The organism is Tolypothrix campylonemoides VB511288_2, assembly GCF_045999855.1.
GTDB classification, from domain to species: Bacteria; Cyanobacteriota; Cyanobacteriia; order Cyanobacteriales; family Nostocaceae; genus Scytonema; species Scytonema bouteillei_A.
The window spans coordinates 1-23,834 of sequence record NZ_JBFPMW010000012.1 but is presented as its reverse complement, the minus strand read 5'-3'; the positions used below and the strand labels follow the sequence as shown (position 1 = coordinate 23,834).

The 23,834-nt window shown below is 39.9% G+C and carries 26 protein-coding genes and 1 pseudogene; 19 read left to right on the top strand and 8 right to left on the bottom strand.

What is annotated here, in order from left to right; genetic code table 11:
* Positions 1-62: 62 nt before the first annotated feature.
* From AB0756_RS28930 to tnpA, 4 genes are all read right to left on the bottom strand, one after another.
* Positions 63-1,097 (bottom strand): heme-dependent oxidative N-demethylase family protein, encoded by a 1,035-nt coding sequence (locus tag AB0756_RS28930; RefSeq protein ID WP_082051895.1) that lies wholly within the window; start codon positions 1,095-1,097, stop codon positions 63-65.
* A gap of 48 nt (positions 1,098-1,145) precedes the next feature.
* A complete protein-coding gene (locus tag AB0756_RS28925) occupies positions 1,146-1,286 on the bottom strand; it encodes a hypothetical protein (protein ID WP_153021439.1) in 141 nt (46 codons plus the stop codon).
* Positions 1,287-1,302: 16 nt separating this feature from the next.
* Positions 1,303-1,908, bottom strand: a complete 606-nt coding sequence (locus AB0756_RS28920) for a GNAT family N-acetyltransferase (RefSeq protein ID WP_038077037.1) — start codon at positions 1,906-1,908, stop codon at positions 1,303-1,305.
* A gap of 334 nt (positions 1,909-2,242) precedes the next feature.
* Positions 2,243-2,644, bottom strand: a complete 402-nt coding sequence (tnpA, locus tag AB0756_RS28915) for an IS200/IS605 family transposase (RefSeq protein WP_408019898.1) — start codon at positions 2,642-2,644, stop codon at positions 2,243-2,245.
* Positions 2,645-2,771: 127 nt separating this feature from the next.
* Here tnpA and AB0756_RS28910 point away from each other — a divergent pair, with 127 nt between their 5' ends.
* The 3 genes and pseudogenes from AB0756_RS28910 to AB0756_RS28900 form a co-directional block, all read left to right on the top strand.
* On the top strand, positions 2,772-4,232 hold the full coding sequence (locus AB0756_RS28910; protein WP_202048672.1) for an RNA-guided endonuclease InsQ/TnpB family protein: 1,461 nt from the start codon (positions 2,772-2,774) through the stop codon (positions 4,230-4,232).
* A gap of 133 nt (positions 4,233-4,365) precedes the next feature.
* Entirely contained in the window at positions 4,366-5,487 is a 1,122-nt protein-coding gene (locus AB0756_RS28905) for an iron-containing alcohol dehydrogenase (RefSeq protein ID WP_038074192.1), read from the top strand.
* A 57-nt stretch (positions 5,488-5,544) separates the two neighbouring features.
* Positions 5,545-5,655: pseudogene (locus AB0756_RS28900) on the top strand (Uma2 family endonuclease); the annotation flags it as partial.
* A 130-nt stretch (positions 5,656-5,785) separates the two neighbouring features.
* On the opposite strand, the gene AB0756_RS28895 reads toward AB0756_RS28900, so the two are convergent.
* On the bottom strand, positions 5,786-6,703 hold the full coding sequence (locus tag AB0756_RS28895; RefSeq protein ID WP_272899927.1) for an NAD(P)-dependent oxidoreductase: 918 nt from the start codon (positions 6,701-6,703) through the stop codon (positions 5,786-5,788).
* 123 nt (positions 6,704-6,826) lie between these two features.
* Between AB0756_RS28895 and AB0756_RS28890 the strand changes: the two genes are divergently transcribed.
* The 5 genes from AB0756_RS28890 (at position 6,827) to trmFO (ending at position 11,559) form a co-directional block, all read left to right on the top strand.
* Positions 6,827-7,735: a LysR family transcriptional regulator gene (locus AB0756_RS28890; protein ID WP_038074177.1), complete on the top strand. Its 909-nt coding sequence runs from the start codon at positions 6,827-6,829 to the stop codon at positions 7,733-7,735.
* A gap of 184 nt (positions 7,736-7,919) precedes the next feature.
* Positions 7,920-8,513, top strand: a complete 594-nt coding sequence (locus AB0756_RS28885) for a TetR/AcrR family transcriptional regulator (RefSeq protein ID WP_038074174.1) — start codon at positions 7,920-7,922, stop codon at positions 8,511-8,513.
* Positions 8,514-8,586: 73 nt separating this feature from the next.
* Positions 8,587-9,390 (top strand): 3-methyl-2-oxobutanoate hydroxymethyltransferase, encoded by an 804-nt coding sequence (gene panB / locus AB0756_RS28880; RefSeq protein WP_038074172.1) that lies wholly within the window; start codon positions 8,587-8,589, stop codon positions 9,388-9,390.
* Between the two features lie 111 nt (positions 9,391-9,501).
* Entirely contained in the window at positions 9,502-10,182 is a 681-nt protein-coding gene (locus AB0756_RS28875; RefSeq protein ID WP_038074170.1) for a glutathione S-transferase family protein, read from the top strand.
* A 63-nt stretch (positions 10,183-10,245) separates the two neighbouring features.
* Positions 10,246-11,559: an FADH(2)-oxidizing methylenetetrahydrofolate--tRNA-(uracil(54)-C(5))-methyltransferase TrmFO gene (gene trmFO, locus AB0756_RS28870; RefSeq protein ID WP_038074167.1), complete on the top strand. Its 1,314-nt coding sequence runs from the start codon at positions 10,246-10,248 to the stop codon at positions 11,557-11,559.
* Positions 11,560-11,591: 32 nt separating this feature from the next.
* Here trmFO and AB0756_RS28865 read toward each other — a convergent pair whose 3' ends face one another.
* Positions 11,592-11,912 carry a hypothetical protein gene (locus AB0756_RS28865; RefSeq protein ID WP_038074165.1) on the bottom strand — a complete coding sequence of 107 codons (321 nt, stop codon included), beginning with the start codon at positions 11,910-11,912 and terminating at the stop codon, positions 11,592-11,594.
* A 240-nt stretch (positions 11,913-12,152) separates the two neighbouring features.
* Between AB0756_RS28865 and AB0756_RS28860 the strand changes: the two genes are divergently transcribed.
* Both AB0756_RS28860 and AB0756_RS28855 read left to right on the top strand, forming a co-directional pair.
* Positions 12,153-13,127, top strand: a complete 975-nt coding sequence (locus AB0756_RS28860) for a sigma-70 family RNA polymerase sigma factor (RefSeq protein ID WP_038074163.1) — start codon at positions 12,153-12,155, stop codon at positions 13,125-13,127.
* Between the two features lie 306 nt (positions 13,128-13,433).
* Positions 13,434-13,841, top strand: a complete 408-nt coding sequence (locus AB0756_RS28855) for a nuclear transport factor 2 family protein (protein WP_038074160.1) — start codon at positions 13,434-13,436, stop codon at positions 13,839-13,841.
* 169 nt (positions 13,842-14,010) lie between these two features.
* Here the strand turns inward: AB0756_RS28855 and AB0756_RS28850 are convergent, their stop codons facing one another.
* Together AB0756_RS28850 and AB0756_RS28845 are read right to left on the bottom strand one after the other, a co-directional pair.
* Positions 14,011-14,277 carry a peptidoglycan-binding domain-containing protein gene (locus AB0756_RS28850; protein WP_050046726.1) on the bottom strand — a complete coding sequence of 89 codons (267 nt, stop codon included), beginning with the start codon at positions 14,275-14,277 and terminating at the stop codon, positions 14,011-14,013.
* Positions 14,278-14,747: 470 nt separating this feature from the next.
* Positions 14,748-15,425 carry a response regulator transcription factor gene (locus tag AB0756_RS28845; protein ID WP_038074157.1) on the bottom strand — a complete coding sequence of 226 codons (678 nt, stop codon included), beginning with the start codon at positions 15,423-15,425 and terminating at the stop codon, positions 14,748-14,750.
* Positions 15,426-15,898: 473 nt separating this feature from the next.
* On the opposite strand from AB0756_RS28845, the gene AB0756_RS28840 reads away from it, so the two are divergent.
* From AB0756_RS28840 to AB0756_RS28800, 9 genes are all read left to right on the top strand, one after another.
* Positions 15,899-16,465 (top strand): hypothetical protein, encoded by a 567-nt coding sequence (locus AB0756_RS28840; protein WP_050046725.1) that lies wholly within the window; start codon positions 15,899-15,901, stop codon positions 16,463-16,465.
* Between the two features lie 21 nt (positions 16,466-16,486).
* The gene (locus AB0756_RS28835) at positions 16,487-16,915 is read left to right on the top strand and encodes a hypothetical protein (RefSeq protein WP_050046724.1); all 429 of its coding nucleotides are present in this window, start codon (positions 16,487-16,489) and stop codon (positions 16,913-16,915) included.
* Positions 16,916-17,210: 295 nt separating this feature from the next.
* Positions 17,211-18,356: a sensor histidine kinase gene (locus AB0756_RS28830; protein ID WP_038074154.1), complete on the top strand. Its 1,146-nt coding sequence runs from the start codon at positions 17,211-17,213 to the stop codon at positions 18,354-18,356.
* A gap of 12 nt (positions 18,357-18,368) precedes the next feature.
* Positions 18,369-19,046 (top strand): response regulator, encoded by a 678-nt coding sequence (locus AB0756_RS28825; RefSeq protein WP_038074150.1) that lies wholly within the window; start codon positions 18,369-18,371, stop codon positions 19,044-19,046.
* A gap of 103 nt (positions 19,047-19,149) precedes the next feature.
* A complete protein-coding gene (locus tag AB0756_RS28820) occupies positions 19,150-21,279 on the top strand; it encodes a substrate-binding domain-containing protein (protein ID WP_038074149.1) in 2,130 nt (709 codons plus the stop codon).
* Positions 21,266-22,039 carry an FHA domain-containing protein gene (locus AB0756_RS28815; protein ID WP_063779569.1) on the top strand — a complete coding sequence of 258 codons (774 nt, stop codon included), beginning with the start codon at positions 21,266-21,268 and terminating at the stop codon, positions 22,037-22,039. The genes AB0756_RS28820 and AB0756_RS28815 overlap by 14 nt, the downstream gene beginning before the upstream one ends.
* Positions 22,040-22,080: 41 nt before the next feature.
* Positions 22,081-22,257: a hypothetical protein gene (locus AB0756_RS28810; protein WP_162002209.1), complete on the top strand. Its 177-nt coding sequence runs from the start codon at positions 22,081-22,083 to the stop codon at positions 22,255-22,257.
* Positions 22,257-22,784, top strand: coding sequence for a phage tail protein (locus AB0756_RS28805; protein WP_167844774.1), 528 nt, complete (start codon positions 22,257-22,259; stop codon positions 22,782-22,784). Before AB0756_RS28810 ends, AB0756_RS28805 begins: the two co-directional genes overlap by 1 nt.
* Positions 22,785-22,921: 137 nt before the next feature.
* On the top strand, positions 22,922-23,834 hold a 913-nt coding region (locus AB0756_RS28800; RefSeq protein ID WP_408104029.1), incomplete at its 3' end, for a hypothetical protein.

Sequence of the window (23,834 nt, the reverse complement as noted above, 5' to 3'; positions counted from 1 at the left end):
AGTATTTTCTTATATCTTAATATTATTTAGCCGCCTTCTGCGCTCTGCCTTTTCCCGGATCGCTATACATCTTCCAACCAAGCTAAAATGCTGTCCCGGCTTTCTGCTAAACCTTTATAAATTAATGACTCTGGTGTCATCGATTGAAGAGCAGCCAATAATTTTAATCGCAAATTTGTATCTTTTTTGATAGCAATACAATCTCTAAAATAAGTGCGGATAGTAAACAGCACTGCGTTATGTTCTGGTAAACCCCAAATGACTTGTCGTTCTATTCTTAAGAATAATTTGGGGTTGTCCCGGTTAAAACTTCTACCATGCCATTCATCAAGGGACACACTTGGAGGTGGTTCGGGATGGTGATTGAGGCGAGTGTCGGTACTCAAACCCCAAGCAAAGCGTACCATTGGTTCGCGAAGAACCATTGTGTTAACGATCGCACTAGCCCGTCGGTTAATTTTCTCGATTCCTGCTACGGGTGCATGAATTGTAGCGAAATCCTGACCAATCTTTTCCTTACCCGACCAATGGTTGGGATAGCACAAATGAACTGCGCTCAACCAGTTACAACCATCAGGACTGTAGCTCATCACAGTTATGTCTTCCTGCATTTGGCTTGCTAAAGCATCCAGGGTGGAAGCATAGGGAGGAAAAACTGGTTGACTTTGAGTTTCAACTTGTCGCAACCGCCAGTTTTCATCTACATAAAGAGTTTCTCCAGTCAGTCGGTTGTGAAAAGATAAACCATGACTTGTTGGTTGACAGCAAAAGTATTGGGGATATTCTTGAGAGAGACGGTCAATAATCAGACAAGCGATCGCACCTGCTACCGCATCAGAATAATGGTAGGTTTGATAATATTTTCTCAATTGTTCGGCACGAGATAAAAGCTTAACCTGTCGGTAATGAGGAAAGTTGCTATCAAATTGAAAGACGCATTTGTCAGCCTCACCGTTACCTAAAGATTTGCCCAGAGGAATAAAGCCAGGTTTAACCTCATAGCGTCCGTTTTCTAGGGGAAAGTAGCAAGCACTGTTTTCTGATGCTTCCACGGTTTTGGCTTCTAGAAATAAAGCGGGTGAAGGCGAGTACATCATTTAAACGCTTGTGAGTGCTTGTTGTCCAGAATAGATCGCCATGCACCATTATAAAGCAGGGTCAACTGACCAATGCTCCATAGAACCAAGGGGTGTTTGGGATCGAGCGTGCGATCGCATTAACGATACCATCTCGCCCCCATCAACACAAACCTCTTCAGCGATTGTCTTTAGTTGCGCTGCACTCACGATTTTGGCTTATACTTTAACAAATAGTTTGTTTGCCCTGCTCTACTCTTAATTTATTTAAAGCATAAAAAGCTATTTTTCGCTCTGATGGTTGTAGGTTTGGTAGCTGACTTTCCGTGAAAACAAACTCTTTTTCCAACTGCAATCCTACTTTTTCCATAACCCGAGTCGATGCTTTGTTGACTGTCAATGCCCATGCCACAACTCGTTGAACGTTCCATTCCATAAACCCCTTGCATATCAATGCCATGGAAGCTTCAGTTGCATATCCTTTTCCCCAAGTGGATTGGCACAATCGGTAACCTAGAGCAATTTCATTGCTGCTAGCTATTTGTAATTCAACGGCAAATTGATGTTCAACAGCAGGGTAGAAGTGACACCACCCGATAAATTCATTGCTTGATTTTTCTACAGCTGCCCAAAAGCCAAAGCGATCGTATTTCTGATAGTATCCCAACCATTTAGGCAGTACTTGTTCTTTAATAGTGTTGTATTCTGTTGGCTGACCCCCGTTAATAAAACGCATAACTTTGGGGTCGCTATCGAGTTTAAAAAGGTTTTCAGCATCTTCTGCTGTGAAGAAGCGCAAAATCAATCGTTCTGTTTCTAAAAAGACTTTCATGACTATCCCAAGCACGAGGATACAGCTAAACTAGCTACGATTTTAGAGAGCTTATTTCCAGAATTATGGCAAATTTAACGATTGATTAAAATCTTGCCTCTGTAGCAGGGAAGGAGAAACAGACATTGAATTTCATTACTATATTGGTATCAATAGTCAATTTCCCAGTCTCATGACTTTCTACTAGAGGTGCTTTATGGACAACTTTAGCTTTTATAAAAAATTAAGCGAGCCAAAACCACCGAATATGAGACACTACGTCACACTTCGTGTCTCATATATACTTCAGGCGGTGGATGTAGGCGAGCGGCAAGTCCCTTTAGGGACAGTGACATCATGTTGTATCGTGATGTCTTTGCTCTTCAATATACCTACGAACTGTGTCGCTACTTACATTGCCAGCAGTAGAGACAAAATACGAACTTGTCCACAAACTAGGCAGTTTTAGCAAACGTGGAAATTCTTGTCTGAGTAATCTAGAACTTCTTCCTTTAATAGCGTTAGCCACTTGATGTGGAGCTATTTCAGGTGGAACGTTAACAAATAGGTGAACGTGGTCTGGCATAATTTCTAGTGCTATAATCTTCCACTCTTTCTCTTGACAAACTTCCCAAACAATTGTTCTTAGTCGGTTTTCGACATCTCCAATCAAAATCTTCTTCCGTCTTTTTGGTATCCAGACTAGATGATAGTTAACCAAGAAAACGGAATGATTTTTTCTTCGATACTGTTGCATAATTCCGGGAACTTACCCTAAAGGGTTCGCCAGTCCCCTACAGAAGGAAACCTTCAAAGCAGGGCTGGCTCACGATATATTATTGTAGACATAGATAATATATCAACAATTAAGGAGGTGATACAACTTGCTAACAAACTATGTATACAAGCTACGCCCTAACGTTTCTCAATCAGAAAAGATGGACACCTGGGTTGATATGCTTAGGAGTCATTACAACTGGTGTTTAAATGATAGAATTGCCCAATACAATCAACAATTCATTCAAGGCGACTATTGCGACATTAGAACAAGGGCAGAGGCTTGCCCAATAACTTGTTTTGTTAGCAAGAATGGAGCTACAGGAGAACCTTGGAAAGACAATAAATTAGATAAAGAGGGAAAGTCTGCCGGACAGAAGTTTCTGTCCGGCGAGCTTTCCGGGAACTTAAAAAATCCTAGAAGAAGTGCCGGAGATATTCAGATAACCAGTTTGCCAATACTTAAAAAAGCTAGACCCTGGTACGCTGAGATTGATTCTACAGTATTGCAACAAAACGTTAAACGTCTTGATGTAGCATACAAAAACTTCTTTGAAGGTAGAGGGTTTCCACAATTTAAAAACCGTAGTAACTTCACTTCTTTTACCTATACAGTAGGAATAAAAGTACAAGGGAATAAAATCTACCTACCTAAAGTAGGTTGGATGAGATTCCACAACTCTCGCTTAATACCTGATGGTTTTACCATCAAAGCTGTAACTGTCCGTAAGCGTCAAGATGGTTGGTATATTTCTGTCCGAATGGAAGACAAAAGTGTACCTGAATACATTTCAAAACCTTTAACAGAAGTTGAAAAAGTGCTTGGTTGCGATTTAGGGATTACTAAACTCGTGCATTTATCAGACGGTTATCAAATTGATAATCCTAAGTTTAGTACTAACCGAAAGACTAAACACCTACTAAAAGTCAGACAGAGACGGGTTAGCCGCAAAGTTAAAGGCAGTAAAAACAGGAAAAAAGCAGCTAAAAAAGTTGGAAGATTACACAAACGTGTCAGTGACAAGCGTTTAGCGTACCAATGGTATGTGGCTAACAAAATCGTCTCTCGTAATGTAGACGGTATTGGTTTGGAAGACTTAAATGTATCTGGTATGTTACGTCGTTGTAAGGTAAAAGTGGATGAGAAAACAGGACGGTTTTTAAAGAACGGACAAAGCCGTAAAAAAGGTTTAAACAGGTCTATCTCGGATGCTAGTTGGTCGGAGTTAACTTCAAAAATTGAGTATCTCGCTGAGAAGCAAGGAAAGGTTGTGATTAAAGTTAATCCTCGAAATTCTTCATGTGAATGCAGGAATTGCGGACATATAGACAAATTGAATCGTGATAAAGAAAGATTCATTTGTACGAGTTGCGGACACATGGAACACGCCGATCTAGGAGCCGCAAAAACAGTTCGAGATAGAGCAAAACAAGTAATTCAAAGTATGGTACGTGGGGACTCCGCGAAACCTGACGCCGATATCAGCAAGTCTGGTGAATGTTCGTCTAAACGCCCGAAACAACGCAAGGAGACGAGCCAGTGCGTTGCCTCTCTTTCCCCCGGTTGAAGCACCTGGCGTATCAGCACGCCCTATGGGCAAACGTGTTGAGCCTGGGAACCTGTGCAAACAGGATATTAAGGCAGCAATGTCTTAAGAATCGCCCTTGCTTTAGCAGGGCGAGTGTCAAAATCCCGTAAAAATCCTATTTGGCAAAGGTCAAATCGCCAGTATTACAGCTGAAATTCCTGCAAGCGCCAAAATTCTTGTCACATATGGTGGAGGTAGTATCAAGACGAATGGTGTTTATGACCAAGTTATGTCTGCGGTGGCTGGACGTCAGGTGATGGAGTTTGGAGGTATTGAACCCAATCCCCGTTTGGAAACACTGATGAAAGCGGTGGAACTAGTGCGAAATGAAGGGATTGACTTTTTACTGGCTGTTGGTGGCGGCTCTGTGATTGATGGTACAAAATTTATCGCAGCTGCTGTTCCCTTTACGGGCGACCCTTGGGACATTCTGGCAAAAACAGCACCTGTGAAAGATGCTTTACCCTTGGGTGTTGTACTGACAATACCTGCCACTGGTTCGGAAATGAATACATTTTCAGTGGTAACCAAGTGGGAAACTAAGGATAAATTAGCTTTCAGCAGCCCTTTGGTATATCCCCGTTTCTCGGTTCTCGATCCAGAAACAACTTTCTCTCTACCTCAAAAGCAAATTGCTAATGGGATCGTTGATGCTTTTACTCATGTGATGGAACAGTATTTGACTTATCCTGCTCATGCACCTTTACAAGATCGAATGGCAGAGTCTATCTTAAAAACGCTGATTGAAATAGGACCAAAAACTCTGGCCGATCCCAAGGACTATGATGCACGTGCTATTTTCATGTGGTGCGCTACTATGGCTCTCAATGGGCTGATTGGTGTAGGAGTCCCTCAGGATTGGTCTACTCATGATATAGGTCACGAACTGACTGCGTTACACGGATTGGATCACGCTCAAACTTTGGCTATTGTACTCCCTAGCACTATGTCAGTTAGGCGCAGTAGCAAATGGCAGAAACTTTTACAATATGCCGAACGAGTTTGGGGTATTGTGGATGGTACTGAGGAAGAACGGGTTAATGAGGCGATCGCTTCAACTCGCAACTTTTTTGAATCTGTTGGTGTACGTACTCGTCTCTCAGACTATGGTATTGGGCGCGAAACCATTCCAATCATTGTTGAGCGTTTGGAGAAACGGAGACAGGTTGCATTGGGCGAACAACAGGATGTCAATCCTCAAGTCGTTGAAGAGATTCTTCAACTTTGTGGTTAAAATTTTTTCTGAAAGATTTACGAGCCCTAAGAGTTGCGATCGAAAACATGAGAACTTATGACCCAGACTCAAAGTAAACGAGTCACCTTTGAAGAATTTGCTGCTTGGCGTCCAAAAAACGGACGTTACGAACTACATAATGGGAACGTTGTTGAAATGGCGCAACCTTGAGGGGGACATGAAACAAGGGTTAATAAATCATATTGTAAACGTTGCGAAGTGCGGCTAGAAGCCGCCATAGCAACATCAGTTTAGAATCCCCTTGCTTCTAGAGAGGAGAGATGTCAAGCTCATTCAATTAGATAAAAATTTGAACAACACCTGTAATGTTGTCATTGCCATAACCAAATGCCATAGCTTCTTGATAAATGTTATGAATGGCAGTAGATGCGGGAATTAAAGCACCAAAGGCTTGTGCGGTTTGGATGAAATAACGGAAATCTTTCTCTACTAATTCAATTGGAAACATCGGTGCATGATTATTTATGGCCATTAGACTTCCTGCGCCCAATGCAGCTGGACTGATTACAGGTAAATCACCCAGATACTGCATTGCTTTTACACTGGTTATTCCGTTCTTGTCCAGCATTCCGATAATTTCTGCTAATGCCGCAACCTGAATGCCAAATAGTGCATTAACAGCCAGTTTCATCGTCATTCCCTGACCTACTGAACCGATATGATGGATGCTTGAAGCACCTGCGGACAACAGAACAGGTTGAACTTGTGCCAAGGTTTGTGCTTTTCCCCCAACCAGATAAATGAGTTTCTTTGCTTCTGCCTGCTGCCGCGACCCGACCACTGGAGCATCGAGAAAGGCAGCTCCACGATTTAAGATTTCATCTGCCAATTCTCGTGTCCAATCTACGGTTAAAGTGCTGGATTCAATCGTGATTGCATCTTTGCTCAGTCCCAGTGCCGCACCTATTTTCGGGTCAAGCCAGATGCTTCGTGACACGTCATTATCAGTGACCATACTAATCACAATATCAGCTTGCTCGGCAGCTTCTTTGGGTGTTGTGGCATAAACAGCCCCACGATCCAGTAAGGGCTTTACCTTAGAAGCTGTACGATTATATACAACAACTTGATATTTTGCATTAAGCAAGTTCTGCACGATGCGAGATCCCATTGCTCCGGCTCCCAAAACTGCAATCCGTTTCATTCCCGCCCCTCCAATAATTTGTTGATTGACAAAACTATATTTGCTGTCCAAACAGTGATAAATATCAATTTATGAATGGCTCTCGTGCATTTTTTACATTAATTGCTGTCTATTAGTGCAAAATAATATCTATAAAAATCATGTTTGCTGCAGATTAATTCTTGTAATTCGGTAATGGACTTATCAGTACTAAAACTTTTTGTGGAAGTCATGAGGCGGGGTAGTTTTGCATCTGTTGCCCGTGAGCGCAATCTAGATCCTTCTTCAGTCTCACGGGCGATCGCTTCATTAGAAGAAGAGTTGGGAATCAGATTATTCCAGAGGACGACTCGCAAATTGTCAGCAACTGAGGCTGGGATGATCTACTTTGAGCGCATTGAACCATTGGTTGAGGAGATACAGCAAGCAATTGATATAGCCACAGACATTTCCGGTCAGCCCAAGGGAACTCTCCGCGTCACAGCTTCTGTCTCTTTCGGGCTCAAGTGCATTGTGCCGTTATTGCCTAAATTTAATTCGTTATATCCCGCGCTTACAGTCGATCTGTTACTAACTGATGCCGTTGTTGATTTGTTGGCTGAACAAATTGACCTAGCAGTGCGTCTCGGACTCCTGGCTGACTCCACTCTGATTGCCCAACAATTAATGCGAACTCACTATTCGGTTTGTGCTAGTCCAGGTTATCTCAAGTGTTCGCCACCGTTGGAAAAACCGAGCGATGTGGAGCAACATAAGTGTCTACTTTTTCCGCTATCAGGGTTTCGCTCACGATGGATTTTCAAAGATCGCCAGGGTGAACTGAGTGATGTTTCTGTCTGTGGACACATTGTAATTTCAAATGCGATTGCCCTTCAGCAGTGTGCAATCGCAGGTATGGGTTTAGCATTGCTCCCAAACTGGTTGATTGACGAAGATTTACGGGTTGGTTCCCTCGTCAACTTGTTTCCAGATTACGATGTAACAGCAACGAATTTCAACACCGCCGCTTGGTTTGTCTATCCAACTCGTACTTATATTCCACTAAAAGTTCATGTATTCATAGAATTTTTCAAGAAATCTGTTTTAGGGTTAGCAATAGACTAAAGGTTGGGATGTAAGTAAAGACGCATAAAAATTTACTTTTATTTTAGCTCTTTCGCGATTACCATCTCTGGCAAACCAGTCATGTTTTCTTCCATTCCTGCAACTATATTCCTCGATTGACTACTTGACTGAGGATAACTCATCGGTTTAAATAGGATAAGACCAATTGGTCGGAAATATCAAAATGTCTAAAGGCGAAGAAACCAAAGAGAAAATTCTCCAACAAGCAGCCGAACTGTTTAATCAACAGGGTTATGCTGGTGCATCAATTGCAGATATTATGCGTGTCACGGGATTGCAGAAAGGAGGCATATATAATCATTTTCAAAGTAAAGACGATCTCGCATTACAAGCATTTGATTTTGCGATCGCTCAAATGAAAGAGCGTTACAGAACTATATTGCGTAGCAAGCATTGTGCGGTGGATAGGTTGCAAGCGATTGTAGATATCTTTCGCAGCAACATAGATAACCCAATTATCAAGGGAGGTTGTCCCATACTGAACACAGCTATTGAGAGTGACGACACGCACCCTGCTTTGCGAGAACGAGCCAAACAAGCAATGGACTCTTGGCGGGAAATAGTATCTCAAATTATCCAAAAGGGGATCGAAAGGGGCGAAATTCGCCCGACGGTTAACATTGATGAAACAGCTACCATCATGATTTCTTCACTTGAGGGTGCTGTTATGCTAAGCAAGCTCTACGGAGATCTGATTCACATAGATATAGTCACTCAGCATTTAAACGAGTATATAAGGAGCCACTTGCAAATCTAGAGCAATTAAACTGTATTAAGATTACTCTTATCTCAAATCAGACCAATTGGTCGGAAAATGCTCAAGGTTCCCCATGAAAAAAGACTTATCGTACTTGCTAGCAAAAAAGCAGAATCATCAAAAAATTGTAGCCCTGACAGCATATGATTATCCTACAGCGCTGTTGGAAGATAAGACTGGAGTTGATATCATTTTCGTTGGTGACAGTGTAGGAACAAATATACTTGGATATGATAGCGAACAAGAAGTTACGGTAGATGATATTGCCCATCATCTGAAAGCTGTTCGACGAGGAGTATCCCAAGCGTATATTCTTGGCGATTTGCCTTATAATTCCTATGAAACTCCCGAACAAGCACTCGATAATGCCAAAAAACTTTTAGCACATGGAGCAGATATTGTTAAATTAGAAGGTGTACGAGAAAAAGTCATCAAGCATCTGATCGACCATGATATAAAAGTATGCGGTCATCTTGGTTTGCTACCACAAACGCAGCAGCAGAAGAGGGTACAAGGAAAAACTTTTGAACAAGCGAAGACAATTATTGAAGATGCGATCGCATTGGAAAAACTTGGTATATCAATGCTCGTTTTGGAACTGATTCCTGAAGAACTCGGTCAAATCGTGACTGAAAAACTCAGCATTCCTACCATTGGAATTGGTTCGGGGCGGTTTACTGATGGACAGGTTCTTATCGTAAACGACATATTAGGAATAACACCCCGCAAGCTAAAACTTGCAAAAACATATCAAGACTATCAAACTTTGACTGCCCAAGCAATACAAAAGTATAAGGAAGATGTTGAACAAAATCTATTTCCTACAGAAGAAAATGTTTGGCACATGGCAGAGGAAGAGTTAAAACATCTCCGCTAATTTCACACCTACAATCTCTATAAGTGATTGATACAACGAAACGTATTGGCATATCAACAAACAGACCAATCGGTCTTTTTACCAACACAATCTTAATAGGAAGAATGTTCCATGCTCAAGTTTTACTACAATCCTCGGTCACCAATGGCACGTCGTGTATGGGTAACCTTATTAGAAAAAGAAATTTCTTTTGAGCCGATTTTGCTAAATTTAAATGGTGACCAAATGGAACCAGAATTTTTAGGAATTAACCCTTTTCACCACATTCCTGTCATCATTGATAATGGGTTTAGGGTTATAGAATCTTTAGCCATTATGGATTATTTAGAAGCTAAGTATCCCACACCAGAAATGTTGCCTAAAGAAGCCCAAGCATTGGCGACAGTAAGAACAGTACAAATGGTAACGAATAACGAGCTTTTGCCCCAAATAATTACACTCATGTACAAAGATGCAAGTTCTCCCCAATTTGTGCAAGCTACAGAACACGTAAATAAAGTTTTTAGCTTTTTAACAGATATTTTAGGAGAAAATTCTTATTTTGGAAGCGATCGCTTAACCTTTGGAGATATTGTTGTCGGAGGAACCATATCTTTACTGGTAAAGGTAGGTATAAGTCTTAACAATTACCCCAAATTAAATGATTGGTATGAACGCTTGATGCAACGAGAAGCGTGGAGCAAAACAGAATTGAGTCAGGAAGAGTTTGAACAATTTAAGCGGGTTCTCAACATAATACGCAAACGTAAGTTGAGCCAAACTCGCTCTCAACCTGCGACAGCTGTTACCTAATTTGCCAAGTATACTGGGTATATGTGTGATAAACTTCCGCCAATTGTTGTCGTTCAGATGAGTATGGAAAAACAACCGATTCAAGTTATTGGAGGTGGACTAGCCGGGACAGAAGCAGCATGGCAAATAGCCCAAGCTGGGATACCTGTCATTCTGTGGGAAATGCGTCCAAAACAATTGAGTGGTGCTCATCACACGGAACATTTGGCAGAATTAGTATGTAGCAATTCATTTGGGGCAATGGCAAGCGATCGCGCTGCAGGTTTGTTGCATGAAGAGTTGCGTCGGCTTGGTTCTATCGTGATCTCAAAAGCGGACGAACACTCAGTCCCAGCAGGTGGAGCACTTGCTGTCGATAGGGGACAATTTAGCTCCGATTTAACAGAAACCCTTGCTCGCCATCCCTTAATTGAACTGCGTCGGGAAGAGTTGCGTGCTATTCCTGAAGGGATTGTTGTTTTAGCAACGGGTCCTTTAACCAGCCCGGACTTAGCAGAAGATTTGCGCCGCTTCACTGGGATGGAATACCTCAGCTTTTTTGATGCTGCTAGCCCGATTATTGTGGGAGAATCGATTAACCGCGATATTGCATTTCTTGCCTCTCGTTACGATAAAGGTGAAGCAGCATATCTCAACTGTCCGATGAATAAAGAGCAGTACCTGCGCTTTTGGCAAGAACTTTGTGCAGCCGAACAAGTGGAATTAAAAGATTTTGAGAGGGAAACAGCAAAATTTTTTGAAGGTTGTTTGCCAATCGAAGAACTCGCAAGGCGGGGAGAAGATACCATGCGCTACGGTCCCTTAAAACCCGTGGGATTGTCAGATAGTCGTACTGGAGAACGTCCTTATGCTGTGGTACAGTTGCGGCAAGAAGACAAAGCCGGACAGCTTTGGAATATGGTGGGTTTCCAAACTAATTTGCGGTGGGGCGAGCAAAAGCGCATTTTTCGATTAATTCCCAGTTTGGAAAATGCAGAGTTTGTAAGATTGGGAGTGATGCACCGCAATACTTTTATTAATGCTCCCGAGTTGATGCTCCCCAATTTGCAGTTTAAACAGCGCCCGACGTTGTTTGCTGCAGGACAGTTGATTGGAACTGAAGGCTACACAGCAGCAGCAGCAGGCGGCTGGTTGGCGGGAACCAATGCAGCTCGTGTTGCTTTGGGTAAAGAACCTTTGACTTTACCCAATACAACAATGATGGGGTCGCTGTTTGAATTTATTAGTTCGGCTTCACCCAAGCATTTCCAGCCAATGCCACCTAACTTTGGTATACTGCCAGACCTGGGAGAGAAAATAAAAAATAAACAGGAGCGTTACGGGCGTTATCGCGATCGCTCTCTTGCTGACATCCAAAACTTCGCAATTCATAACTAGTAACTCAATAATTAGGAATTACGAATTGCAAACTACTTTGATGCTTTCTTTTGGTCTTGGATTGTCTCGTCTTTAGTGGTGGCAATTCCATGAATGCCTATCGCTGCGATCGCTGCGCCAATAAATCCCCAAGTTCCATTGGAGAGTGCATTTATGCGGTGAACGAGATTGCGATGATAGGCAAGATCCAATTGTCTTTCATTGTTTCTGCCTTCCCTAACCAACCTTTCTACATACCTTTCAGTTCTTTGCATGGCTAGATAATCAAGGTTGAAGGAGTAAAGCGATGAACCTGATACCAACACACCTGGAATCACCAGAGTAATTAAGAGAATTGCTCTGCCTAAGCTCATAAAACCTCATCAGGCGACATTTCTGACTCAATGCTGACATGAGTGGCATTTTGTGATAGTATCTGGCGAACAAATTGGAAATGATGGGTTAAAAGTATCAGTAGATACCTCAGCTATTACTTTTAAAAAATCCTCTTAACTTTACTCTAACTTATCCTTCTTCGCCCATAGAAGTAGTGCTGTAGATGGAAACTAAGAACATCAAGACCTAAAAACAATCATTCATTGAACTATAGTACTATGACTCAGACTTCCACAAATACCATAACTGCATATTTGCAACAAATTAGCCGGATTCCTTTGCTGACTCGCGAATCTGAAATTGAATATGGCAAACAAGTGCAGTTAGCGATCGCATTATATGAAGTCGGATCTAGCTTATGCGATCGCTTGGGTCGTTCTCCAACTTATCAAGAGTGGGCTGAGCAAGTTGCTTCTCTTGGGAAGGACTATCCCAAAACTGTAGCAAAACTACAACAGGCGATCGCCGCAGGTGAAACTGCCAAGCGTAAAATGATGGAGGCTAACTTGCGGTTAGTTGTTTCTATTGCCAAGAAGTATGTAAAACGTAATGTTGAACTGTTAGATCTCATTCAAGAAGGGACTATTGGGCTGCAAAGAGCTATCGAAAAATTCGATCCGACGAAGGGCTATCGGTTCTCAACTTACGCTTACCTGTGGATTCGTCAAGCAATTACCCGTGCTATTACAGAGCAAAGTCGCAGTATTCGCTTACCCCTCCAAATTAACAAGAAGCTCAATAAATTTAAAGCTCTTCAGCGCGAATTGTCTCAGAAGTTAGGACGCTCTGCAACTGCAAAAGAACTGGCATACGCCTTAAAGTTAACCCCTCAACAGTTAAGAGAGTATTTGCTCTGGGAACGCCAGATCCTCTCTCTCAATCAGCAAATCGGCGAGGATCGAGACACAGAACTATCTGATATTTTACCAGATCCTAGCGATTTGCCAGAAGAACAACTTGTCCAGTCTTCTGTACATGATACTCTAAGACAGTTAATTGCTAACTTAACTCAAGAACAACAAATGGTTTTGACTTTGCGCTATGGGTTACAGGATGGACAATCGCTCAGTCCAAAAGCAGTGAGCGAACGCTTGCATATCAGCCGCGATCGCGTATCTCGCTTGGAAGAAATAGCTATCAGGAATCTCCGCAAACATAAGGCAGATATTCAAGGATTTTGGGTAGCTAGTTGATTTTTTTACATTGGTTATAAGCCCCACACTTTAGCCGATTAAAGATGTATAAACTATACTCAATGTTTGTCCAAGGTTTTTATTGGGTTTAAAGGATGCAAAATTTTGGAACTCGCCCATAGCTTTATGCTTCCATTTTGAGTCAAAGGACAAGTTATACTTCCAATGTTAGGACTTACCGATCATTCAAAAACGCAACAATAAGGGGTTCAGACATTGAAAGACTCGGTTATGTTTCCAGATCCTAAAATCTTTTGGGTGTAGTGACAATCGCAAAATCAATTTGTAACAATTAATATTGATATTATGACAAAAGAGCAACAAGATATTTTAGCAATCGCAAAAAAATATTTGAAGGCTATAGAAGAAGGTAAAACAGCAGAAGAGCTTGCTATTTATTATTCTGAATCTGTAGAACAAGTGGAATATCCCAATCGACTCATACCTAATGGCTCTACAAGAAACTTAGATGACTTAAAAGAAGCTTCATTAAGAGGCAAGCAGGTGATAATTAGCCAGAATTATGATATTAAAAACTCTTATGTTGTGGGAAACACAGTCATTTTAGAAATAATATGGACAGCTAAAATAGCAGTTTCTATTGGACAAACTCCACTGGGGGGACAGATGAAAGCTTACATTGCTCAATTTCTTGAATTTGAAGGTAACAAAATAGTTCACCAAAGAACATATGACTGTTATGAACCTTTTTAAGTTCGTTCATAATGCTGCTTGAATTTGATAGTGCATCTCTAGCTTACTTAGAATGGTGTGACACACTCAAAAGTATAGTTAAAATTAAGGCTCCGCTTCAAGGTATGTATTTCTAAGCGGAGCCAAGGGATCTAGAGGCAGTCTGGGAATGAGCCTTTTTTAGCTATTTTTATTTGTTACATAAAGAAGAATCTGCGAAAGCTCGTATAATTTGCCACCAGGTTTGTTGTCCTACGATTCCATCTACGGCTAATGGTGGATAATTGCCTTGAAACTGTTTCACTGCATTTTCGGTTTGTGGACCGAATTTGCCATCAGTAGCAACAGAACCGTATTCCAGACAGTTTAAAATTCGTTGCAAATATCTAACGTCTTCACCTTGACTGCCATTTTCTAAAGTAGGTAGTGATTGGGATATTTGAACATTAACGGACATAGTTTTCTCCTAAAAATGTTGAGTTTATTTGAAAGAAAGACAATTACCTGAGAACTTATGTTGAGGAATAATCGCTCAGCAATTGCTTAACTCAGGAATAAATTAATTGTGTAATAGTTTTATGATTTGTACCAGCCAATATAATCCAGTTAAGCTATGATTTAAGAGGAAATCTTTTTTAAGACAAAATAGAGGTTCTCAGAAATTCATTAGTATTTCAATAATTATTAAATATGAATCATAAAAATAAACCCGATATTTGGATAATACCGGGGTGCTAATGCTTAAATTTTTCTCAATGCTTGGATAAGAATTTTTGTAGTAGAGCGTCTAGGTTAATTTGTTGGGTAGAAATTAATCGGTTAATGAGTCTGTGATTCTTTCCCCCCTGCCCCTGCAGCCTCAACCCAACATTTTTAGGTGGATGCGGTAGTAGGTTGGGCTGACCGTGGGGAAACCCAACAAATGTTCTACATTGAACTACTCAAGCGATAACCAATTCCATACACTGTTTCAATTAATCTGTCAGAGGTTCCTGCTGCTTTCAATTTTTTTCGTAAATTGGTAATATGTGTTTTGATTGTTTCTTTACCAGCTAATTTGTCATAATTCCACAATTTGTCTGCTAAGGTTGAGCGAGTTAAAACTTGGTTTTGATTTCTTAATAAGCATTCTAATAACATATATTCTTTAGGTGTTAGGGAAAGCGATCGCTCTCTATACATAGCACAATAGCTACTAGGATCGAGCCGTAAGTCACCGTAAACTAAGATTGGTTGGCGAATTTCAGAGCTTCTACGAGATAAAGCTCTAATTCTTGCTGTTAATTCTTCTAATTCAAACGGTTTCACTAAATAATCATCAGCCCCTGCATCTAATCCCATGACTTTATCCACAGTTTTATTTCTTGCTGATAGCATTAATATAAGAGCATTATATTTAGCATTTCGCAAACGTTTACAGAAGCTAATACCATCTACTTGTGGAAGAATATTATCTAATAAAATGAGATCGTATTGGCTTGTTTGTGTATATTCCCAACCCTTAAGAGCATCATAGGCTATGTCTACGATGTAATGTTCGTGTTTGAAATTTTCTGCTAGGAATTTGGCTGTATATTTATCACTTTCTACTATCAAAATTTTCATATCGCCGTCCGAGAGTCATACAGATATTAAGTTAATATTTTTATGAGATATTCTTGTTTGTTCATCTAATTTATAACTAGTTTTTCACTATATGAGAATTTTGAACAGTCAAGATAATCCAGTTAAGATATGAGTTATAAACATTTCCTATAAGGATGTTAAATTGACAACATAATAAGATATTATGTATCTAAGATATGGGCTTAGGATGATAAAGAATCACACTGTTAGTCAGGGTGTAAGGTCGCCGCACCCCTACATCTATGTGTTTGGGCATCTAACAATGGCTGTAAATATAAATGAGGATTTCTTCCCGAGTTCTTGACATTTCCTATTTACAGTGAAATCAACAGCAAAGATTTGCAAGGTTAAATGCTCTTATATATTACCTTGCTCATCGATGTTAAAGAGCTAATTGAGTTCTTTAATGAAAAATTAATGAGATTTACATTCATACCGAAGGAGTCAGAATTATGTATTTTTCTTATGTACCTGCACAAACAACAGTAACAGCAGCTGAAGTACGTACACAAATGCCAGTGGCTTCTGCACCTGCGCTTACAGTTGCTCAATATCAACCAGTGCAACAAACTCCTACTGCTAAAAAGCTGGGGTTAACAGGTGATTACATTGGGGTTGGTATTAACCCTGGCGTGACTAGTGGTGGACGCAGTGATGAAAAAGCCGATTTAGGAGGCGACGTGACTGCACGTATCGCCATTCCCAAGACACAACTATCAGTACGTCCTTCTGCAATCATCAGCCGTCACAGTGCCGATCTTGTGCCAACGGTTACTTACGATCTGCCTATCGCTAAAAATACTAACCTATTTGGTGGTGGTGGCTATTCTTTTGTAACTGATAGAGGTAAAGATACTCCACTCGGAAATAAAAATGCTCCTATTATTACTGGTGGTGTGGAAACGAAAATCAGCAAAAGTGTGAATGCTTATGCTGCTACGGATCTAGCTTTTGATGCTTACCGCAATAGTTCTGCGGAGGCCGTGGGCTTTCAAGTAGGTGTTGGTTACAACTTTTAACTTACAAAATAGGTAACGATTATGAATCTTAAAGCCTTTGCAACTACTGCTATCCTTGGGGTTATGACTCTAATTCCCAGCCAAGCTTTTGCAGCACAAATTACATCTGCACGTACTTATCACTCTGGGTTTTTCCAACCTGTAGCAAGGGTTAACCCTCAACTTCCCATAGCAATAAAGCTTGAAAATGAGACTGGATTACCTTTGGACTACGGAGTGTTAGGTCAATCTGAAGATAGAGTATTGCCACCTGCAGGTATTACTGAAATCAGCAATTTCTCTTTTCCTGCAAACTTTACAGTCTATCCCGCTAACCCTTCTGAGGCACAATTAAAGTACAAGGTCTTTGTGAAGGACAATATTGCAACAGTGCAAATTGGGCAAAAGCGTGTTGGAGTTGGAGAGCGCAGTTTTAATGTTAACAAAGCAGGAGCCATCTATATCTATTAAGAGAGCCTTATAAATAGGCTGTACATAGGTAGGAGTGCAAGGAATTGCGCCCTTACAACAATTTAGTATAGATTCTGGGGGTACAAATGATTGTACCCTTAAAATTTTTTAAACATAGCGAGCGCACTTCCCTAATTTCTTATAATTTTGCACTTAAAAGGTTTATCTTGCCTGGTTATAACCGACAATTACATACAAAATAAATATATTGACTGCAATATGAATAAGTTTACAGAAGTTAAGCAAAGATTGCTTAAAATCAAACTGTTTATGCATTTTTTTGGTTGGCGTCATTATGCAAGTTACAACAGAAGCTTTAACCCAATTTCTAGGTCATTCTCTTTCAAACTCCAGGACTGATTTCCAATCTTCACAAATTTCCAGTCTACAAATTTTTTGTCAGCTCCAAATAGAACTTTTGTTATCAAGAGCTTCTATTGATTGGGCTAGAATTGTTTATTACGATCCATTTTCGTTAATCCATCAAACAATTACTCAGTGTTCTCAAGAACAAGAGTTTACACGGAATTTTCTATCTTATATTAATTCAGAGGAATGGTTAGTAGACTTTTATCATAGTTTTACTCTACATGAGATAGATTTCTCTCATTACACATCATCAAAGTGTTACATCTGCCCTATAGGATATAGAAACCAAAAACCTGAATACATTTTGATATTTACTCGCGAACCACTTTCTTTAAGTTTGCAACAAGATGTTAAGCAAACGGCCACGATACTGAGCAAGCATTTAGATATTTGTTCTGAGTGCTATCAACAAAAAACTGAAATCAAACTTTTGGAACAAATACTTCAGCGTGCTGGCCATCAATTACGCCATCCCTTAGCAATGATTGGTCTTTATGCAGAAAATCTTTACCTAAAATTGCCTGAAGGTTCTACTCAAGAACAAGCAGCAATTATTCGAGAAAGTATAAAGGATTTAGATGCCAATCTCACAGAATTGATTTATTGCGGTCAAAAGGAAAAAATCAAAGTAACTCTTCAGGACTTAAAAAGTTTGATATCTGAAAGTATTCAAGGTTTACAACCTTTACTCGAACAGAAAAACTTGAAAGTTCAGTATTCTGAAACGTCTGCTGTTCTGGCAATCGATCGCTTGCAAATGAAGCAGGTATTTGACAACCTGCTGAGTAATGCCGTGTACTTTAGTCCCGTGTCTGGAGTTATTAACTGTCATTGGCAAATTTTTCAAAATGAAGTACTGATTTGGATTTCCGATCGAGGAAAGGGTTTATCTCCAGAAGATATCAAAAAAATATTTACTCCTTTTTATTCTCGTCGTCCTGGAGGGACTGGACTTGGTTTAACTATTGCTAAAAAAATTGTTCTTGACCATTATGGAAGTCTTTGGGCGCAAAATTCGTCTGAAGGTGGCGCACAGTTTTTTATAAGCTTACCTCGATCTACTTCTTTTTAGGAGGGTTTTAATATGGTTCGCGATCGCAAACTTTCAGTTCTTCTTGTAGATGACGATCCACGGTTTCGTCAGGGTTTGCATACTTTCCTTGATTTTCATAGCAGTAGCGGACAATTGCCATTAGAAGTCGTCGCTGAAGCTGAATCTACAGAGCAAGCTATAAGCCTTGCTGTTCAAAAACAACCAGATCTTATCCTTCTTGATTTGGAATTAGCTACAGGCGATGGAATTACAACTCTTATTCGCTTACGAGAAAAATCTTTTGTTGGGAAAGTTTTAGTTTTATCAGCCCATCAAGAAGATGATTTTATCTTTCGTGCTATGCAAGCAGGTGCTGTAGGCTATGTCTTTAAAAACCATGTTACAACTCAATTATATGAAGCAATAACAACTGTACTTAATTCTGAAATTTACTTACCAGCAGAAGTTGCTAGTGGTTTTTTTCGTCGATTTCATACTTATTCAGAAGCTTTTTTGCTAACTTGTCAAAACCTAAATTTATCAGAGCGAGAGCAAGAAGTTTTACAATTTTTAGTAAAAGGATATTCTAATGAAGAAATGGCTAAACGTTTATACGTGACAGTAGCTACTGTAAAAGCTCATTTGACAAATATTTTTGAAAAAATGCAAGTTACCAGTCGTACTCAGGCCGTTCTTGCTGCTTTAAAATTAGGCATAATTCAAGCTTGATATTAAGGTTATATATAGGGAGGTAATAGATATTATATTTTTAATCAAAAAATAATTTTAAACAATTACTGTACTAATTTCTCATGAAAATCCAAAACAGACAATGGTATCAATCAAACCTGATTATAAAGAATATTTTTGTTCGCGCAATTCACCCTTAAATTGCGATCGCCTTCAAATGACAATGCAAGAATTCCCACAGGCTAAGTTTTGTTTAGAATGTGGTTTTCCTGCCTTATTACCAGAAAAAACTGAAATTAAAGGGAGTCGAGGTATTTATCAAGTCACTCGTTTCTTAGGTTCTCGGGGTATGGGGCGCTTGTATTTAGGAAAACAGATAACTGACAGTCAACCTATTGTACTCAAAGAATATTTATTACCCTCTCGTTCTTTTAATGCAGATGAAGCTCGTCAACGTCAAGATACATTTTTACGTGTAGCGGGGGTAAGTCCAGCAGATGGCAGAAATCAAGATTTCCGTTCCATTAGTCTTTGGGAAGCCATTGTCGATCCCCAACAAAAACGCTGTTACACAATCAGTCAGGGGAACATAGAAACTTCACCAACTTTAAGCCAATATCTGATAGAAAAAGGAGCAATGAGTGCTTCTCAAGTGCGTGAAGTCCTCAATCAAGCTTTACAAACTCTGCAATTCTTACATACGCAAAAACTTCGTTTTCCTTCAGGTCAAGTGCAACAAGGTATTGTTCATGGTAATATTAATTTAAATAGTTTGTTAATCGTACAAGATAATCAACAATATTTTGTTATATATTTTTGTGACTTAGCTATTTGGGAACGTTTATTTGAACCACCAAATTTCTCTCAACCTTCAACTCCTGACTATCAACAAGATTTAGAAGAATTGGGAAGAGTTGCTTTTTATTTATTGGCAGGAAAATCAGTCGATCCTACCTCTAATCAACCTCTCAATCCTAGAGATGACCTGTTATGGCTCAAATCTAGTTCCAATTTAAAGCAGTTTATCTATCGCTTAATGGGTATAGAAACCCCATTTGAGAGTGCTGAAGCTGCTCGTCTCGCTTTACTCCAATTTCCTTTAGAAAATCAAATCACCAGTTTCACTCAAGTTGTACCTGAAGAAGAGAAAGAAAAACCTTTTCGGACACCACTCATCCTACTTATCTTGCTAGGTATCATCACTCTATTATCATTTGTCGGGAGCATTTGGTATTTCTTAGGACGTGGAGGAGTTAAAGAAGATTATTTTGCAGACTTTAATCAACTTGTACCGACTTTTACTGATGTCAATGGAGTGCCTTCAGGAGTATTTACTTACACCGGAGAAACAGACGGGACATGGAGTACAGTTTTAAAAGTACGTCCGACTAGTGAAGTAACCTTCGCCCAAATCTTAAATACACCCAAACCAGATGCAAACGCACAGTTTAACTATCAACCCGTATCTTCTGCTGATATACAAACTAGTAGCACACCGATAGAAGAAGTACAAAAGGGTCAGGTACAGTTTGCAATGACCAGTTTAATTTATAATTTACCAAATGATTTAGCTGACAAACAAATTGCATATGATGGATTACTTGTATTTGTTGCTTTTAGTAAGAAAGATGCAAATCTTCCTAGAGTTCTTAACGGACAAATTACTCTCGATCGCTTGCGTCAAATTTATACAGGTCAAATTACCAATTGGCAACAACTTGGTGGACCGAATCTTCCTATAAAACCATTTGCTCCAACTGAGCCTGAAGCATTGCGAGAATTTGAAAGAATTGTGCTGCAAGACGACCCACAAAAGATTGCTCAATACAAAGCAATAGTTACAATACAACCAACCGAAGTGACACAGCAACAAATTATTACGGCCTTCGATACAGGGAAAGCAGGCATTATTAGTTATGGCATTCTGAGTAAAACTTGGAATCAGTGTGCGGGTTATCCTTTAGCTATAGTTGATGGCGACAAGTCTCCCAGTCAAGCCCTTTTCCGACTTAACAACCAGCCAATTACTCCATCAGATAATATATGTGATAAAGATAATCGCCTAGACGTTAAAACTTTTACGAGTGGGAGTTATCCATTAAGCTATCCCCTTGCAATTGTATATCCCCATAACAACAGCCTTCCACCAGCAGGAGAAAAATTTGCTGAGATGTTAACCACTCGTCAGGGTCAATGTCTCATCACCAAAGTAGGACTTGTTCCTTTACAACCCATACCCGATAAATATCTAAACTCATATGACTGCAAATAGATGTCCAAACCCCAGTTGCGAATTATTTAACCGTGTTTTGCCGAATAATGCAAAAATCTGCCCCATGTGCGGTACACCTTTGGGCAATGTAGTAACTCCTTCTGACGACCGGGTTCTTGCATCAGAGAAGCAATTAGCTAAGGCAACTCCTGATGCAAAATCTTCTGCTACTTCACCAGCCGAGCGAATACCAGCACCAGCACCACAGCCTGTCCTCAATCCACCAGTCGAGCGAGCACCAGCACCACCACAGCCTGTCCTCAACCCACCAGTCGAGCGAGCACCAGCACCACCACAGCCTGTCCTTAACCCACCAGTCGAGCGAGCACCAGCACCACCACAGCCTGTTGTCAGTTTACCAGCCGAGCCAGTACCAACAGGCTCCTCACATATTCATACTCCATCCCCGCATTCAAATGCTCAACCCACCCTAAAGCTAATTCATACCTCTGGAAAAGAATTTCGCCTGCGCGGAGAAGAGGGTTACATTGGTCGGCAAAGCCCAGTCAATCCAGTTTTACCAGAAATAGACTTATCTGGCATTTCTAATGAAGGTATAGTTTCTCGTTCTCATGCACGAGTGTACTGGGATAAATCTCAAAATGTATATATGTTAGTTGACAACAATAGTCGAAATGGAACTTATTTAAATGAAAAATTTCTTTCTCCCGGCATTCACTATCCCCTGAAAGACAAAGATGTGTTACAACTTGGTCAAGAAAAACTGGTCTGTTTCACAGTTTTATTAACTAATAATTAATAATTGGTCACTATTTACTGGTTACTGTTCACTGTATGAGTATGAGTAATTTAGCTAACGAAGCAGAATACATTGCAATGCTTGCACTAGCAAAAAAGTGTCTTGACAATCCGTTGCTTTTAAATCAGATGGGCGATCGCGTGTATGCAATTTTTCTAGAAGATATGCGCTGTCAGCGAGATCGAATGAGAAACTATGGTAAGGAAAGGTGGTTGTAATGGTTGCTAACTCTTCTAATGATGTCAACGGCAATATTAAAAATGAACTGAATTATGTTACAACTCATCGTTTTTATGTAGAAATAGGAGGTTCCATAGCAGCATCATTTACAGAATGTTCTGGGTTAAGCGTTCAAATTGAGAAAGAAGTTTATTTTGAGGGAGGAGTGAACGAACAACAAAGAGTTTTTTTAGGTCATTCAACCTTTTCAGACATAACTCTCAAACGTGGGACTACAGATGATCTAAATTTTTGGAAATGGCTGTATGAATTATTTGAAAATAAGCCAGTTAGTCGGCGTAATGCTAACATTATTACGTTCAATCAAGCGGGTGAGATAATGAAAAGCTGGACGCTGATTGGTGCTATTCCCATAGCTTGGAAGTCATCAGATTTGCAAGCCGATGGCAGTGGTGTTGTGATTGAGGAATTAACTCTAGCATTTGAGGGCTTGAAAGTTAGTAAACAAGGAGGTGGAGGCAATAAAACACAACGTATGGCAACAGGTTATTTTTCTAGTTCATGACTTATCTATAGCAATTCCTACTTGCGTGAGGTACGGAAAGAAATAATTAACTGCCCATGAACGCCAGTGTACGCAGATAAATTTGTACCTCAACAGACTAGAAAACGCTATAAGTAATATTATCCTCAAATGCTGCTATGAAAATTATTCAACATTCACTTGGAATGACAAATCCTTTTCTTACAATAGGAGAATCTTTATCTCCCCCTAACTTTTTATTGCAGAGAAAATTTAATTTTCCACCTTTAATATCCAGCACATTGCAATCACCGTCTTTTATTCAACAAATCAGTTTATATGACTCCAAGCAATTGAATACGTCTTGGGAAGATTTCCCTAATTTGGATGTAAATAATTTAATGATGGAAGAGGCTAGTGCAATTCCATTTAATAACTCTGAAACAGAGCATATAGTAAATGAAATAAAAAACAACCCGGATGTTCGACAAACTGATTCCGCAGACAAAATTGATACAAAAAAAATTAATCGATCTGTTAAAAAAATATCGCCAAAGGCAACAAAAGTATCTCAAGATAATCAAAAAAAAGTAAAGTCTAAAACTAGTGAAAAAGAATTTATATCTAAAAAATCTGGCCAAAAGACTACTGTTAAACAAAAAGTTGAGAGAACTTATGATACTCCAATTGTGCAAGCAGCACTAACAAAATCAACAACACCAAATCCAACGGATAGAACTGTCGATACTTCAGTACACACAGTCAATCCCAAAGTTGACGTGGATAGAATCGATAGAACTGTCGATACTCCAATTGTACAAACAGCGATCGCACAACTTACGACACCAAATCCAGTTTCCACAGCTGACACAGTCGTTGAGAACGAACAAGCATCACCTGTGGCAGTAACATCTGTTCGGCAACCAACTCTCGATTCTCCTCAAACTTCATTTCCACAAGATACCAGTTTCAATAACCAGGGCATTCAACCTTCTCAAAGTACTCCTAACAACTCAGTCAATCCCACAGTTGACGTGGATAGAATCGATAGAACTGTCGATACTCCAATTGTACAAACAGCGATCGCACAAC

Bases quoted from the DNA above. Each gene is read 5' to 3' on its own strand.
- AB0756_RS28865 (WP_038074165.1), bottom strand. From the start codon at position 11,912: ATGAGCTTAGGCAGAGCAATTCTCTTAATTACTCTGGTGATTCCAGGT.
- trmFO (WP_038074167.1), top strand. From the start codon at position 10,246: ATGGAAAAACAACCGATTCAAGTTATTGGAGGTGGACTAGCCGGGACA.
- AB0756_RS28875 (WP_038074170.1), top strand. From the start codon at position 9,502: ATGCTCAAGTTTTACTACAATCCTCGGTCACCAATGGCACGTCGTGTA.
- AB0756_RS28835 (WP_050046724.1), top strand. From the start codon at position 16,487: ATGAATCTTAAAGCCTTTGCAACTACTGCTATCCTTGGGGTTATGACT.
- AB0756_RS28885 (WP_038074174.1), top strand. From the start codon at position 7,920: ATGTCTAAAGGCGAAGAAACCAAAGAGAAAATTCTCCAACAAGCAGCC.
- panB (WP_038074172.1), top strand. From the start codon at position 8,587: ATGAAAAAAGACTTATCGTACTTGCTAGCAAAAAAGCAGAATCATCAA.
- AB0756_RS28930 (WP_082051895.1), bottom strand. From the start codon at position 1,097: ATGATGTACTCGCCTTCACCCGCTTTATTTCTAGAAGCCAAAACCGTG.
- AB0756_RS28855 (WP_038074160.1), top strand. From the start codon at position 13,434: ATGACAAAAGAGCAACAAGATATTTTAGCAATCGCAAAAAAATATTTG.
- AB0756_RS28920 (WP_038077037.1), bottom strand. From the start codon at position 1,908: ATGAAAGTCTTTTTAGAAACAGAACGATTGATTTTGCGCTTCTTCACA.
- AB0756_RS28860 (WP_038074163.1), top strand. From the start codon at position 12,153: ATGACTCAGACTTCCACAAATACCATAACTGCATATTTGCAACAAATT.
- AB0756_RS28830 (WP_038074154.1), top strand. From the start codon at position 17,211: ATGCAAGTTACAACAGAAGCTTTAACCCAATTTCTAGGTCATTCTCTT.
- AB0756_RS28850 (WP_050046726.1), bottom strand. From the start codon at position 14,277: ATGTCCGTTAATGTTCAAATATCCCAATCACTACCTACTTTAGAAAAT.
- AB0756_RS28820 (WP_038074149.1), top strand. From the start codon at position 19,150: ATGGTATCAATCAAACCTGATTATAAAGAATATTTTTGTTCGCGCAAT.
- AB0756_RS28810 (WP_162002209.1), top strand. From the start codon at position 22,081: ATGAGTAATTTAGCTAACGAAGCAGAATACATTGCAATGCTTGCACTA.
- AB0756_RS28815 (WP_063779569.1), top strand. From the start codon at position 21,266: ATGACTGCAAATAGATGTCCAAACCCCAGTTGCGAATTATTTAACCGT.
- AB0756_RS28845 (WP_038074157.1), bottom strand. From the start codon at position 15,425: ATGAAAATTTTGATAGTAGAAAGTGATAAATATACAGCCAAATTCCTA.
- AB0756_RS28890 (WP_038074177.1), top strand. From the start codon at position 6,827: ATGGACTTATCAGTACTAAAACTTTTTGTGGAAGTCATGAGGCGGGGT.
- AB0756_RS28825 (WP_038074150.1), top strand. From the start codon at position 18,369: ATGGTTCGCGATCGCAAACTTTCAGTTCTTCTTGTAGATGACGATCCA.
- AB0756_RS28805 (WP_167844774.1), top strand. From the start codon at position 22,257: ATGGTTGCTAACTCTTCTAATGATGTCAACGGCAATATTAAAAATGAA.
- AB0756_RS28840 (WP_050046725.1), top strand. From the start codon at position 15,899: ATGTATTTTTCTTATGTACCTGCACAAACAACAGTAACAGCAGCTGAA.
- tnpA (WP_408019898.1), bottom strand. From the start codon at position 2,644: ATGCAACAGTATCGAAGAAAAAATCATTCCGTTTTCTTGGTTAACTAT.